General features: G+C 67.8%; 16 protein-coding genes and 1 pseudogene. 10 read left to right on the forward strand and 7 right to left on the reverse strand.

Annotated elements, in window-relative coordinates:
* The first annotated feature begins 222 nt into the window (after positions 1–222).
* From I0D00_RS14635 to I0D00_RS14645, 3 genes are all read left to right on the forward strand, one after another.
* Positions 223–687, forward strand: a complete 465-nt coding sequence (locus I0D00_RS14635; RefSeq protein WP_215730950.1) for a BRO-N domain-containing protein — start codon at positions 223–225, stop codon at positions 685–687.
* Between the two features lie 298 nt (positions 688–985).
* Complete coding sequence (locus I0D00_RS14640) at positions 986–1,519, forward strand: REP-associated tyrosine transposase (RefSeq protein WP_213640572.1); 534 nt, start codon at positions 986–988, stop codon at positions 1,517–1,519.
* Positions 1,520–1,830: 311 nt separating this feature from the next.
* Positions 1,831–2,511, forward strand: coding sequence for a GNAT family N-acetyltransferase (locus I0D00_RS14645; RefSeq protein ID WP_213640573.1), 681 nt, complete (start codon positions 1,831–1,833; stop codon positions 2,509–2,511).
* 88 nt (positions 2,512–2,599) lie between these two features.
* Here I0D00_RS14645 and I0D00_RS14650 read toward each other — a convergent pair whose 3' ends face one another.
* On the reverse strand, positions 2,600–3,343 hold the full coding sequence (locus tag I0D00_RS14650) for a class I SAM-dependent DNA methyltransferase (protein ID WP_213640574.1): 744 nt from the start codon (positions 3,341–3,343) through the stop codon (positions 2,600–2,602).
* Between the two features lie 371 nt (positions 3,344–3,714).
* Here I0D00_RS14650 and I0D00_RS14655 point away from each other — a divergent pair, with 371 nt between their 5' ends.
* Together I0D00_RS14655 and I0D00_RS14660 are read left to right on the forward strand one after the other, a co-directional pair.
* Positions 3,715–3,951, forward strand: coding sequence for a hypothetical protein (locus tag I0D00_RS14655; RefSeq protein WP_213640575.1), 237 nt, complete (start codon positions 3,715–3,717; stop codon positions 3,949–3,951).
* Positions 3,952–4,140: 189 nt separating this feature from the next.
* Positions 4,141–4,617, forward strand: a pseudogene (locus tag I0D00_RS14660) (phage infection protein); the annotation flags it as partial.
* A gap of 407 nt (positions 4,618–5,024) precedes the next feature.
* On the opposite strand, the gene I0D00_RS14665 reads toward I0D00_RS14660, so the two are convergent.
* On the reverse strand, positions 5,025–5,876 hold the full coding sequence (locus I0D00_RS14665; RefSeq protein ID WP_213640577.1) for a CAP domain-containing protein: 852 nt from the start codon (positions 5,874–5,876) through the stop codon (positions 5,025–5,027).
* Positions 5,877–6,026: 150 nt separating this feature from the next.
* Positions 6,027–6,539, reverse strand: coding sequence for a DUF2938 domain-containing protein (locus I0D00_RS14670; RefSeq protein WP_213640578.1), 513 nt, complete (start codon positions 6,537–6,539; stop codon positions 6,027–6,029).
* A 73-nt stretch (positions 6,540–6,612) separates the two neighbouring features.
* Between I0D00_RS14670 and I0D00_RS14675 the strand changes: the two genes are divergently transcribed.
* The 4 genes from I0D00_RS14675 to I0D00_RS14690 all read left to right on the forward strand — a co-directional run bounded on the left by I0D00_RS14675 (position 6,613) and on the right by I0D00_RS14690 (position 8,516).
* On the forward strand, positions 6,613–7,041 hold the full coding sequence (locus tag I0D00_RS14675; RefSeq protein WP_213640579.1) for a helix-turn-helix domain-containing protein: 429 nt from the start codon (positions 6,613–6,615) through the stop codon (positions 7,039–7,041).
* 120 nt (positions 7,042–7,161) lie between these two features.
* Entirely contained in the window at positions 7,162–7,461 is a 300-nt protein-coding gene (locus I0D00_RS14680; protein WP_213640580.1) for a hypothetical protein, read from the forward strand.
* An 87-nt stretch (positions 7,462–7,548) separates the two neighbouring features.
* Positions 7,549–8,043, forward strand: coding sequence for a PaaI family thioesterase (locus I0D00_RS14685; RefSeq protein ID WP_213640581.1), 495 nt, complete (start codon positions 7,549–7,551; stop codon positions 8,041–8,043).
* A 107-nt stretch (positions 8,044–8,150) separates the two neighbouring features.
* A complete protein-coding gene (locus I0D00_RS14690; RefSeq protein ID WP_213640582.1) occupies positions 8,151–8,516 on the forward strand; it encodes a SpoIIAA family protein in 366 nt (121 codons plus the stop codon).
* Positions 8,517–8,596: 80 nt separating this feature from the next.
* Here I0D00_RS14690 and I0D00_RS14695 read toward each other — a convergent pair whose 3' ends face one another.
* Entirely contained in the window at positions 8,597–8,938 is a 342-nt protein-coding gene (locus I0D00_RS14695; protein ID WP_213640583.1) for a hypothetical protein, read from the reverse strand.
* Between the two features lie 180 nt (positions 8,939–9,118).
* On the opposite strand from I0D00_RS14695, the gene I0D00_RS14700 reads away from it, so the two are divergent.
* Positions 9,119–9,400: a peptidylprolyl isomerase gene (locus I0D00_RS14700; RefSeq protein ID WP_213640584.1), complete on the forward strand. Its 282-nt coding sequence runs from the start codon at positions 9,119–9,121 to the stop codon at positions 9,398–9,400.
* A gap of 126 nt (positions 9,401–9,526) precedes the next feature.
* Here the strand turns inward: I0D00_RS14700 and I0D00_RS14705 are convergent, their stop codons facing one another.
* The 3 genes from I0D00_RS14705 to I0D00_RS14715 all read right to left on the reverse strand — a co-directional run bounded on the left by I0D00_RS14705 (position 9,527) and on the right by I0D00_RS14715 (position 11,556).
* Positions 9,527–10,405 carry an EamA family transporter gene (locus tag I0D00_RS14705; RefSeq protein WP_213640585.1) on the reverse strand — a complete coding sequence of 293 codons (879 nt, stop codon included), beginning with the start codon at positions 10,403–10,405 and terminating at the stop codon, positions 9,527–9,529.
* A gap of 140 nt (positions 10,406–10,545) precedes the next feature.
* The gene (locus tag I0D00_RS14710; protein WP_213640586.1) at positions 10,546–10,977 is read right to left on the reverse strand and encodes a universal stress protein; all 432 of its coding nucleotides are present in this window, start codon (positions 10,975–10,977) and stop codon (positions 10,546–10,548) included.
* 147 nt (positions 10,978–11,124) lie between these two features.
* A complete protein-coding gene (locus tag I0D00_RS14715) occupies positions 11,125–11,556 on the reverse strand; it encodes a universal stress protein (RefSeq protein ID WP_213640587.1) in 432 nt (143 codons plus the stop codon).
* Positions 11,557–11,770 lie beyond the last annotated feature (214 nt).

The raw sequence follows: 11,770 nt of genomic DNA on the forward strand, positions 1-11,770 counted from the left end.
TAAGAAACGTCTTGATCCACACAGCGGCCTGACCGCTCCCGAAAGTTTGCGGCTTTTTTGTGCCTGCGGTTTCACCCTGCGCGCAAAAAATGCACCTCTGTTATGTCGGGAGTGGGCTAATACAAGACCCGAAAGGGGAATACGTCCGGCCCTCTGTGTGGGGTTTCTTAGCTCCCGGCGCCTTAGCCCTAAGAAAGCTGAACTCACACAGAGGTAATGGATATGCCTAGTCACACCGAGAACTCCAGCTCCCAGCCGGATATCACCGGCGAAATACTGACTCACCAGACATTCACCCGTCATCGGCGACAACTGCGCGCGCTCCTGATCGAGCATCAGTGCTGGTTCTGCGCACGTGACTTCGGCCGGATGATCGCGCAGCCCCACCTTGAGGAGCGCGCAGCTCGCACGCTCGATGCCGACCAGTTGTTCGACGCGGTGTTGCTGAATACGCACGGCCAGCCGGAGAGCGCAAGGCTGATCAGCGAGTCCGGCATCTACTCCGCGCTGATCCATTACTACCACCCGGAAAATCGCTGCATCCGCCGTTGGATCACCTGCGATGTGGTGCCCACGTTGCGCGACGGCCAACACGACAATGAACGCCGCCCGTGGCGTGAGAACCGTCAGGGGCTGTCGCTGCTGCACTGGCATGGCGATACCTGGGTTCCCTACCGCCCGCTGTAGCGAGTAGCCCGGATAACAACCGCCCCAACGGTGGATGAAAGAAGCATCTGATGCCCCCACGCGGAGCGTGGGCGCCATCAGGGGGAGGTGTTGATCGTTCCCACGCTCCGCGTGGGAATGCAGCCCTCGACGCTCGGCGTCCACCCACAGCCCTGAGCACACTCAGCCCCGTAGCGACGCGGAGCGTCACGGGCTAGGCTCCCACGCAGAGCGTGGGAGCCATCGGCCGGACAAGTGCAGTCAGGGAAGGCGCATCGCTGCCACGCACAACCCGCCAACCGATTCACGGACGAATCCCATGGGCCGCAGTCGCTACGTCATCACCGATACCGCTCAGCCGCACTTCCTCACCTGCACGGTGGTGGAATGGTTGCCGCTGTTCGCCCGCCCTGCCCTGGTCGACATCCTGCTCGACTGCTGGCGCTACCAGCAGGCCAACCAGGGCCTCAGGCTGTACGGCTACGTGGTGCTGGAAAACCACCTGCACTACCTGGCCCAGGCACCTGACCTGGCCCGGTGCGTCAGCAGCTTCAAGTCCTACACGGCCCGCAAGATGCTCGATCACCTGGAGCAGCGCGGTGCCGACTCAGCCTTGCAGCGCCTGAGCCTTGCCAAGCGAGCGCACAAGCGGGATAGGCAGTACCAGCTCTGGCAGGAAGGCAGCCACGCCGAGTTGGTCTGCAGCCCTGCGGTGATGCGGCAGAAGCTCGACTACATCCACCAGAACCCGGTGCGGCGTGGCTACGTGGACTTGCCCGAGCACTGGCGCTACTCCAGCGCGCGGAACTACGAGGGGCAGCCGGGGTTGATCGAGCTCGATCGCTGGGCGTGAGTGGACGCGGAACGTCGAGGTTGGCATTCCCACGCCAAGCGTGGGAACGATCAGAGGAACCCGCCCGACAGGGCGGAATCTGTGGAGCGAGTAGCCTGGATATCCCGGCGGAAAGGCTTCGCCGTTTCCCACCCTACGCGGTGGTGAGGTTTGCGTAGGCTGGACAACGCGAAGCTTGTCCACCATCGAGCAATCGGGGACAGACCAGGTTCATTGGTCACGACCGCCTGGCATCGCTCAAATCCCACGGGCGTTACAATGCCGCCAACGCCGATTCCCCCGATCCAGCACGCCCCGGAGCCAGACCGCCGATGTTCACCCTTGTACACCTGGACACCCCACCGCCCGAGTCGCTGAAAAGCCAGGTTCTGCAGATGGTGGTGGACTACCTCGGCGACATCAGCCCGGTGTCGCTGACGCCCAGCAACCCGCTCTACCAGTTGTACCAGTACGTGGTCGGCTACGAGGTACACCTGTACCTGCAGGCCATGGACGGCGCCCTGGACAGCGGCGCGCAGTTGGTCCTGGCCCTGGACGATCTGGACCCGGCCCGGGTGCTGGGCTTTGCCCTCTACCTGCCGGCCCAGGACGACCCCGAGGCCTGCACCCTGGCCTACACGGCGGTACAGGCCAGCCACCGCCGCCGCGGGATTGCCCGGGCCATGCTGCAGCACATGGTCACCCGGCGCCCCCATGCCGACCTGGCCTGTGTGCCGGGCAAGGTGCCGACCTTCGAGGCCATGGGTTTTCAGGTGCTGGCCGCGCACGGGCCGCAGGTGCTGATGAGCACGCGGAACCAGCGCGCGGACGGCCTGGTGGCGGTGCAGGACCTGGCACCTATCTTCCAATCCAAGGAAGTCCGGCAGATCCACGCCTACCTGGTGAAGCAGCACGGCCAGACCGCCATGCGCGAGGCGGAGCGACAGCGCGACCGCCAGCTCGACCAGCTGGCCGAGCGCGCCCGGGCGCTGGTACGCGAGCGCCTCACATAGGGCGTAATCAGCGAGTAGCCTGGATACCCGCCTGGTGGAAAAGGCTTCGCCGTTTTCCACCCTACTTACTGGTTGGCCAGCCTGGGGGCTAGATCTTCACGCAGACGAAGATGGCGTTACCGGAGCGCTGGTTCCAGGGGACGATCTTGTCGTAGTCATGCTCGAACACATGGACCTCGAAGTAGGGCCGCAGGATTGCCTGCAACTCAGCGAAACTCACGGCGACCATGGGGTGTTCGTCGTGCCATAGCTGGGTCTGCCCGGCTGTGGTCTTCTCGATGCTGAGCCTGAGCGACTGCCGCTCGCCCTCGCCGCGGTAGTACCAGCCGGAGCTGAAGCGGAACTGGCTGTCGTCTTCCTCGGCCGCATGGGTGACGAACAGCGCGCTGTCGATCCTGTGCTTGTCCACCCCGTTGAAACAGAACACGCCACCGGCCTTCAGCGCGCGGTGCACACTGGCGATACAGGCCTTGAGCTTGTCGATGCCGCCACTGTAGTGGATGGAGTAGAGGAAGCAGGTGACCAGATCCAGCGGCTCGCTGACGATGAAGTCGCACATGTCCTGCAAGGAGAACTGCGCCTCCGGGCAGCGCGCCGCCGCGCGCGCCAGCATCGGTTGGTTGATGTCGAGCCCGCCGCTCCGGTAGCCGAAGTCGAGGAAGCGGCGAACGTGCGGCCCGGTCCCGCAGGCCAGGTCGAGGTGGGTCTTGCCGCCGCCACCGAAGAGCTGGTGCAGCCGCCGGGCGCAGTGGCTTTGCGCTTGATAGTCGATATCGGCGCACATCAGATCGTAATAGCCGGACAGGTCGGTATACAGGGCGTTGGCGGACATGGTGGCCTGACAGGGGGGAATTCGCGGTGGCGCATCCTACACCAGCGAGCGCAAGGCCGCCCGGCCGTGCGCGTGCAGGAGAACGCTTCGCGGCGTTCCACCCGCCGCGGCGATGCAACCCGGGCGGAGCGGGACGATGCGCCGCCTGTCCAGCGGCGGCTCCCAGCCCCTCGCCTGGATTGAACCCAGTCCCGTCGGCTGGCCCGCCCCCGCGTAGGCTACATTTCCTGTATGCCCCTGCCGCGCAGCCCCAACCGTGCCGGCGGCACAGGTTGCCCGACCAGACTGCCACCACCACGGGAGCGGCCATGTCAGCTCACAGTGCGTTCTATCGATGGTTGCGCCGTCACCTGTTGACGTGCTTCCTCCTCATGACCGCGAGTTTCGTGGCCTTCGGCTACCTCACCATCGACCTGGTGCAGCTGCTCGGCAGCAATGCGGCGTTCATCGTCAGGCACGGCTGGCTGGCGCTGATGAGTGGCGGCTTGCTCCAGTTCGCCCAGTTGCTGCTGATCGCGCTGCTGGCCATGGTCTGTTACCTGCTCTTCCGCCTGTGTGAACAGGTCTTGTTGCAACGGCTGTCGGGCGGCGCCAGCACCGTGGAATAGCGGACGAGGCAGTGCCCCTCGGCAGCCTCGGGGCTGGATTCGCTGCGCCCCCTCCAGCCCCATCCGCGCCGATGCACGCGCAACCATTGCTGGCATCGATGTTTACCATCAGCCCAATGAAGTTCTGTTAATAATCCTCGGGCGTAACATCTGCTCCGTCACCAGCCAACACCCCCGGAGCACATCATCATGAAACGCCAACTCTTCCTCAGCCTCGCTTTCTCTGTACTGGCCGCCAACGCGTTCGCCGCGTCCTCCGCCCAGCCCGTTGTCGCCGAAGGCGGTTCGGATCGCCTGCTCGACAGCCGCATCGCCGAGGGTGGCTCCGACCGCCTGCTCGACAGCCGCGTCGCCGAGGGTGGCTCCGACCGCCTGATCGACAGCCGCATCGCCGAAGGCGGTTCGGATCGCCTGATCGACAACCGCGTCGCCGAGGGTGGCTCCGACCGCCTGATCGACAGCCGCATCGCCGAGGGTGGGGCCGACCGCCTGCTCGACAACCGCGTCGCCGAGGGTGGCTCCGACCGCCTGCTCGACAACCGCGTCGCCGAGGGTGGCTCCGACCGCCTGCTCGACAGCCGCATCGCCGAGGGTGGGGCCGACCGCCTGCTCGACAGCCGCGTCGCCGAGGGTGGTGCCGATCGCCTGCTCGACAGCCGCGTCGCCGAGGGTGGTGCCGACCGCCTGCTCGACAGCCGCCTCGCCGAGGGTGGTGCCGACCGCCTGCTCGACAACCGCGTCGCCGAGGGTGGTGCCGACCGCCTGCTCGACAACCGCGTCGCCTGAGTGAGCTCCGACTGTCTGTTCGAGAACCCCCTATGAGCGAATCGGAACTGCTGCCAGAACGAAAGCCGGCCCCTCAGCCGGCTTTTTTCTGTGCGTTGCGTTAGCGCCTTCGTCCAGAACCCTAAGGGAACTGTCCAGATTCTTCGCCTGAGCGCAGCGGACCGGACGCTGCCTGCAGACTCCCGACCTATTGCTGCACCTTCAACGACATGTCCATGCCCGGCCGCCAGCCCGGACAACGCCAGGGTGGAATAGCGTCCGCCGAGTGCCGGCCGACGCCTCCGCGCTCAGGGCGCGCCGAACAGCGCCGTCCAGTAGATGCCCGCATCGCTCCTGGGGTCGACCGCGTAGGCCGCGCCCAGGTCGCGGAACCGCGGGTCCATCAGGGTGGCGCAGTGGCCGGGGCTGGCCAGCCAGCCGTCGACCACCCTGCGCGAGTCGTCCAGCCCGGCGGCGATGTTCTCGCCGATCTGCCGGGCGTCGTAGCCGGCCAGCTCCGCCCGGTCGCCCGGGGTGCGGCCGTCGCGGCCGCGGTGGGCGAAGAAGTTGCCGTTGGCCATGGCCCGGCTGTGCTCTTCGGCGGCCGTGCCCAGTGCGGCGTTCCAGGCCAGCGGCGGCGCGGCGACGAAGGACTGGCCGCCGCACTGGCGCGGACGGCCGCGGGCGGCATTGAGCTGCTCGAGCAACCGCCGGCCTTCGGCCTGCCAATCGCCCAGCCTGCCGCTCAGCAACGGCCGCGCCAGGACGATGCGCCAATCGCGCCCGACGTGGCTCACACCGATATCGACGAACTGCGGATCGAGCAGCACCTGGCAATAGCTCTCCTGCAGCACCCGCATGGCCGCCGGCGCATCCCGCGGCCCGGACAGGCTGATGGCCTGGGCGCTGACCATGGGATAGCCGGTGCGGCTCAGGGCCTGTTGCAGCTCTTCGCCCCTGCCGGCCGGCAGCACCAGGCGCGGTTCGGCCGTCAGCGGCGGCAGCACCGCCGAGGCCTGGCCGGCACAGCGCTGCACCTGGCCGCGATGGGCGTTGATCGCCTCCACCAGCCGCGCCTCCTCGGCCCCCCGGGCCGCGACCGCGCACAGCAGCCCCAGCGACACGGCGACGAGACGCAGAACGGATAACCTGACGCGCATGACGAACTCCCTCGACCTGGACCGGAGTCATTTAATACCGCAATCCGCGAGGCGGCGCGAACCGCGCCGCCCATTTCGCCCGGCAGCCGCCAGCCGTCCGCACCGCCGCCGGCCCCCTGCCGGGCCGCCAAGGCCCGGTGGCGAAGCAGCCTAAACCGCACAGAGCGACGTTGCCGGCAGCTGTGCGGCGCCCCACCCCACCAGATAGATACCCAGGCCGAACACCAGGTGGCTCAGCAGGCTGCGCAGCCTGACCTGCCAGGGGTTCGGCAGGCGCGAAGCCGCCAGGCCCATGCCGAACGCCGGCTGCATCAGCAGCAAGGGCGCGGCGACGCTGAGCAGGCCCAGCAGCAGCGCCGGCAGCAGGCTCGGCCGGCACAGCCACTGCGGCCCCACCGCTACCAGCATCGCCCCGGCGAACAGCACGCCGATCAGGTAGTGGCAGCCCCAGCCGAGCAGGCGCTCGCCGCGCACCACCGGCGCCTTGCCGATCGCCGCGTGACGCACGCGGCCCTGGCCCATGTGCCCCAGCCAGCGCCCCACCAGGGCGTAGTCGAGCGACGGGACGCCGAAGAAGCGCCGCCGCGCGAGCGCCCAGAGGTCCAGCACCAGGGTCGCCCCCAAGCCCACCAGCATTGCCCGCAGGATGATTTCGCTTGTCATAGCCACCTCGTTTTGCTTTGGTTGAAAGGCTGTTTTCATCAGCCTGCCAGTTCAAGTCGACTTGAGGTCAAGCATGCAAGAGATGGATATCGCCAAGATCTCGCGCTGGTCCGGCCTGCCGGCCTCGACGCTGCGCTACTACGAGGAACGGGGCCTGATCCGCGCCATCGGCCGCAACGGCCTGAAGCGGGTGTTCGACGCCTCGGTGCTGCAGCGCCTGACCCTGATCGCGCTGGGCCGGGCGGCGGGGTTCTCCCTGGACGATATCGCCGTCATGCTGACTAGCGACAGCCAGCCCGCCATCGACCGCGGGCGCTTGCGCGACAAGGCCGACGAGCTCGACCGGCGCATCAAACGGCTCTGTGCCATGCGCGACGGCCTGCGCCATGTGGCCGCCTGCCCCGAGGACAACCACCTGCAATGCCCAAAGTTCCAGCGCCTGATGCGCCTGGCCGCGCGCGACGCCGCCCGCGGCAAGGCCCGGCCGCCCGAGCCGGCCTAGGCTGGCGATCACCCAGCCGGCCGCCGCTCCTCGCGCCAGCCACGCGCGAGCCGGCGGCCAGGGAACCTTGCCAGTTTCCCGGCACTAATTCCCACCCGCCCCCAGCCGAGATCCCCTGCCATGCGCCTCCTCGTCCGCCTGCTGCTGCTGAGCACCGCCGCCCTGTCGTTGTCCGCCTGCTTCGACGACGCCACGCCCGTCGACCAGGCCGGCCTGTGCACCTACAACACCGACCCGCAGGCGCAGCGCTGCAACGCCGGGCAGATGGCCTGGTTCCGCCCGGAGAACGGCCAGCCGATCACCGAGCAGATGGCCCTGAGCGTGGCGGCGGCCTATTGCGACTTCAACCATCAGGTCATGCACAACAAGGCCGGCGTGCTCTGCGTGTTCACCGACCAGCGCCTGGATACGGTCAAGTAGCCCCGCCACCGGCCCCGGTCCTGCGGTTCAGTTCGGCGCCGAAAAGCGTTAGTCTGCTGGGCCGAATTACCAGCACGAGGCCGCCCCATGCACGACGCTCCCCTGCAAGATCTGGCGGCACCGGAAGGTGTCTGTTACGGCTGCGGCGCTCGCAACCCCCACGGCCTGCACGTCAAGAGCTACTGGCATGCCGACGGCGTGCATGTCATGGCCGAGCACCTGCCCGACGACAAGTACTGCGGCTGGCCCGGCCTGGTCTACGGCGGGCTGCTCGCCATGCTGGTGGACTGCCATTCGAACTGGGCGGCCATGGCCTACCACTACCGTGCCGAACGCCGCGAAGTCGGCAGCCTGCCGCGTATCGACTGCGTCACCGGCCACCTCGGCATCAAGTACATCAAGCCGACCCCGATGGGCGTCCCCCTGACCCTGCGGGCCAAGGTCGAGGGCGAGGTCGGGCGCAAGACCCGGGTGATCTGCGAGGTCTACGCCGGCGACCTGCTCACCGCCATCGGCGACTCGACCTTCGTGCGTGTCAACACCGAACAGCTGCGGGCCGCGGCCCACGCTCGGGAAGCCTGACGCCGGCCCACCAGCCCAGCGGCCAGCACGCTCCGCCACCAGACCGTTACCCTGCGCCGGCAGGCGGCGTATGCTGAAAGCCTCACCACCCGCGTGGAGGATTGGCTATGTTCCGGGTATCGCGAAAGACTGCTAACCGCATCGACGTGGACTTCGCCGGCAAGCTCGACCGTGACGAGATGCGCGTCGCTCTGGATGAACTGACGCAGCAGTCCGAAGGCATCGAGCATGGGCGGATGCTCTATCGCATCGGCGCCTTCGAACTCCCCACCCTGGGCGCGATGGGGGTCGAGTTGTCGCGCCTGCCGCAGCTGTTCCGCTTCATCCGACGCTTCGAACGCATGGCCGTGGTCGCCGACAAGCAGTGGCTGCGCAAGGCCAGCGAGCTCGAGGGGGCCCTGATTCCCGGCCTGACCATCAAGGCGTTCGACTCGAATCAGGAGGCCGAGGCGGAGGCCTGGCTGCAAGGCTGATTCACCGGCCAGGCGCCGGCCGCAGCCGCGACCCGCGCCTGGCCCTCTGCCCGCCCCCTTGGCGCCGCCCCGGCAACGGCCTAACCCAACTGGTCGATCATCACCGCGTTGGTGTACACCAGGCTGCCGTCACTGGCCCGGTGGCCGACCAGGTGGAACTGCCCGCGCTCGTCGCCGGCACTCAGGTAGACGCGCAGCTGGCAATCGGACAGCGGCCCGCACTCCTCCGGGGTGACCAGCTCCATGGTGCTCATGTCGACATCGAGCATGGCCTCGCGCTCGTGGGTCTGCTGCAGGCGCTCCTCGGCCTCCTCCAGACGCACGTGGTCGGGTTCGTTGACGCGGAAATGGAAAGGCCCCATCGGCGTGGACTTCTGGGCGCCGCTGGCCTTGCACCAGCCTTCGATGGTCAGGGTATTCATGGCTAGACCTCCTGCATGGGGGGCTCTGTCAGGCCCTCCTGGCAATTTTAGACAACCCGCGCGGCGGCGTTGCTCCGCCGCCCAGTGGTGCCCTGGGCCGACGGCCGAGGTCAGGCCGGCGTTTGCCTGGCCGGCCGATTGCGGTAGGCTCAGCAGCTTTCTTGATAGGAGAACATCCCCATGGCCCGAGCCACTGCCCGTCACATCCTGGTTGCCAGCGAAGCCAAGTGCAACGAACTGAAAGCCGCCATCGAAGCCGGCGCCGACTTCGCCCAGGTCGCCAAGGACAACTCCACCTGCCCGTCCGGCCGCAATGGCGGCGACCTCGGCTCCTTCGGCCCGGGGCAGATGGTCAAGGAATTCGACACCGTGGTGTTCAGCGCGCCGCTGAATGTCGTGCAGGGTCCGGTGAAGACCCAGTTCGGCTACCACCTGCTGGAAGTCACCAGCCGCCAGGACTGACCCCGGCCGCCCCCGCCGCACCGCGGCAGGGGGCACCTGCCTGCCGCCTCGCCACAATGACCTGCTGGACCCCGGGCCCACCCCGCGCCAGTGCCCTGCCCCCTGGAGCAGCGCTCTCCTGCCGCCTCAGGCCGCTCGCAGACGCCCGTAGAGCCAGCCGCCCCAGACGTTGATCAACAGCCCGAGCATCACCAGCAGCGCGCCGAGCATCTGCTGCGTGCCGAGGCGCTCGCCCAGCAGCAGGGCCGAGGAACTCAGGCCGACCACCGGCACCAGCAGCGAGAACGGCGCCACCTGGCTGGCCAGGTAGCGCGACAGCAGCCGGCTCCACAGGCCGTAGCCGAGAATGGTCGCGCCGAACGCCAGGTAGACCAGCACCAGAATCGCATCCAGGCCGATGCCGCGCAGCGCCGCGGCCATCACCTGCGGCCCTTCCAGCCACCAGGACAACGCCAGGAACGGCAGCGGCGGCACCAGGCTGCCCCAGACCACCAGGCCAACCAGGTTCACCTTGCCGACCCTGCGCGTGACGATATTGCCCAGCGCCCACATCGTCGCGGCGCCCAGGGTCAGGACGAAGCCGGCCAGGGTCATGCCGAGATCGTGTTGCAGGGCGATCAGCAGCAGGCCACCGGCCGCCACCAGCAACCCCAGCAGGTTGCTCGCGCGCAGGCGCTCGCCGAGCAGCAGCACGGCGAAGCACAGGGTGAAGAACGCCTGGGACTGCAGCACCACCGAGGCCAGGCCGGCCGGCATGCCGACCGCCATGGCCGAGAACAGGAAGGCGAACTGGCCGAGGGAGATGGTCACGCCGTAGGCCAGCAGCCAGCGCAGCGGCATCTGCGGGCGCCTGACCAGGAGGATCGCCGGGAAGGCCGCCAGCATGAAGCGCAGGGCACCCAGCAGCATGGGCGGCATGTCGTCCAGGCCGAGCTTGATCACCACGAAATTCAGGCCCCAGACGACGATCACGACCAGCGCCAACAACAGATCCTTCGGTGACATCGCGCTTTCTCATGACGGGCCAGGCGTCATTAGAGCAGCCGCGCCGACGTCTGCCTATTCACAGTGACGGGGGAATCGTGGGGCACAGTTGCGACGCTGCGGCCGCGGCCGGCCCCCGCCAGGTCCAGGTGCTCCGCGCCCTACTTCACCAGCAGCACCGGCACCTGCACCTCATGGATCACCCGGGTGGCCACCGAACCCAGCAACAGGCCGGTGAAGTTGCCCAGGCCGCGGGTGCCCATGACCACGGTGTCGCACTGCAGCTTCCTGACGGCGATGTTCACCTGCTCGGCCACGTTGCCGAACGCCGTGTGCTTCTGACAGGCCATGCCTGCGGCCTCGAGCTGCGCGGCCGGCCAGGCCAGCGACTCGAGGGCCTGCTGCTGCTGCGACTGGCGCATATTGGCGATCATCTCGTCATTGACGTACTCGCCATACAGCACCGCGGCATGCTGGACATTGAGCAGGTGGACCTCGAGCGTCGCCTCATGCATCCGCGCAAAGTCGATCACGTATTGCAGGGCCCGCTTCGCACTGTCCGAACCATCGAATGCAACCAATACCTTACGCATGGCGAGTCTCCTCTGCCGACATACTGAAAGCATAGATAGCCCTGACCGCCGCGCGGGGACTTTATCGCCGCCGAGCCGTACGGCGCTCGCCGCCTTGGCGCAGCAGGGGCTGGCGGGTCGTCGCCGCGGGCCTCTGGCGGCCTGGCGCTACTTGACCAGCACCACCGGCACCGCCACCTCGTGAATCACCCGGGTGGCCACCGAACCCAGCAGCAGGCCGGTGAAGGTCCCCAGGCCACGGGTGCCCATGACCACGGTGTCGCACTGCAACTGCTTGACCGCGTCGCTGACCTGCTCCGCCACGTTGCCCAGGGCGGTGTGGCATTTGTGCGCGATGCCCGCCTCCTGCAACTGGTCGGCGGGCCACTCGAGGGCCTGGGCCGCGGCCGCCAGCAGCGATTGCTGCAGCTGCTCGACGAATTCGCTGGTCACATACTCGCCGTACAGCAGGGGCTCGTGCTGCACGTTGATCAGATGGACCTGCAGTTTCGCCCCATGGACTCGGGCGAACTCGACGACGTACTCCACCGCACGCCTGGAGCTGTCCGAGCCATCGAATGCCAGCAATATGGTGCGCATCACGCCTCTCCTCTGCGGCCCCTCGACAAGCATAGACCACCCCCCGCCGGCCCTGACGGCGCCGCCCCCGGCTGCCGGACGGCCAGCCCAATGGTGCATTTGAGGGGTGCCAGCGGCCCGCAGAGCGACTAGAATCCGCGGCTGACCTGCGCCTGCCAGCCGACGACCGGCCGCGCCACCCCCTGGCCATCCGCCTCTGCCGCAGACAGGCGAC

The sequence above is a fragment of the Pseudomonas lalucatii genome, from assembly GCF_018398425.1.
Taxonomy (GTDB): Bacteria; Pseudomonadota; Gammaproteobacteria; order Pseudomonadales; family Pseudomonadaceae; genus Aquipseudomonas; species Aquipseudomonas lalucatii.

Coding starts and splice junctions, on each gene's coding strand:
- I0D00_RS14635 (WP_215730950.1), top strand. CDS start 223: ATGCCTAGTCACACCGAGAACTCCAGCTCCCAGCCGGATATCACCGGC.
- I0D00_RS14670 (WP_213640578.1), bottom strand. CDS start 6,539: ATGACAAGCGAAATCATCCTGCGGGCAATGCTGGTGGGCTTGGGGGCG.
- I0D00_RS14675 (WP_213640579.1), top strand. CDS start 6,613: ATGCAAGAGATGGATATCGCCAAGATCTCGCGCTGGTCCGGCCTGCCG.
- I0D00_RS14655 (WP_213640575.1), top strand. CDS start 3,715: ATGACCGCGAGTTTCGTGGCCTTCGGCTACCTCACCATCGACCTGGTG.
- I0D00_RS14700 (WP_213640584.1), top strand. CDS start 9,119: ATGGCCCGAGCCACTGCCCGTCACATCCTGGTTGCCAGCGAAGCCAAG.
- I0D00_RS14640 (WP_213640572.1), top strand. CDS start 986: ATGGGCCGCAGTCGCTACGTCATCACCGATACCGCTCAGCCGCACTTC.
- I0D00_RS14710 (WP_213640586.1), bottom strand. CDS start 10,977: ATGCGTAAGGTATTGGTTGCATTCGATGGTTCGGACAGTGCGAAGCGG.
- I0D00_RS14680 (WP_213640580.1), top strand. CDS start 7,162: ATGCGCCTCCTCGTCCGCCTGCTGCTGCTGAGCACCGCCGCCCTGTCG.
- I0D00_RS14665 (WP_213640577.1), bottom strand. CDS start 5,876: ATGCGCGTCAGGTTATCCGTTCTGCGTCTCGTCGCCGTGTCGCTGGGG.
- I0D00_RS14645 (WP_213640573.1), top strand. CDS start 1,831: ATGTTCACCCTTGTACACCTGGACACCCCACCGCCCGAGTCGCTGAAA.
- I0D00_RS14690 (WP_213640582.1), top strand. CDS start 8,151: ATGTTCCGGGTATCGCGAAAGACTGCTAACCGCATCGACGTGGACTTC.
- I0D00_RS14715 (WP_213640587.1), bottom strand. CDS start 11,556: ATGCGCACCATATTGCTGGCATTCGATGGCTCGGACAGCTCCAGGCGT.
- I0D00_RS14685 (WP_213640581.1), top strand. CDS start 7,549: ATGCACGACGCTCCCCTGCAAGATCTGGCGGCACCGGAAGGTGTCTGT.
- I0D00_RS14650 (WP_213640574.1), bottom strand. CDS start 3,343: ATGTCCGCCAACGCCCTGTATACCGACCTGTCCGGCTATTACGATCTG.
- I0D00_RS14705 (WP_213640585.1), bottom strand. CDS start 10,405: ATGTCACCGAAGGATCTGTTGTTGGCGCTGGTCGTGATCGTCGTCTGG.
- I0D00_RS14695 (WP_213640583.1), bottom strand. CDS start 8,938: ATGAATACCCTGACCATCGAAGGCTGGTGCAAGGCCAGCGGCGCCCAG.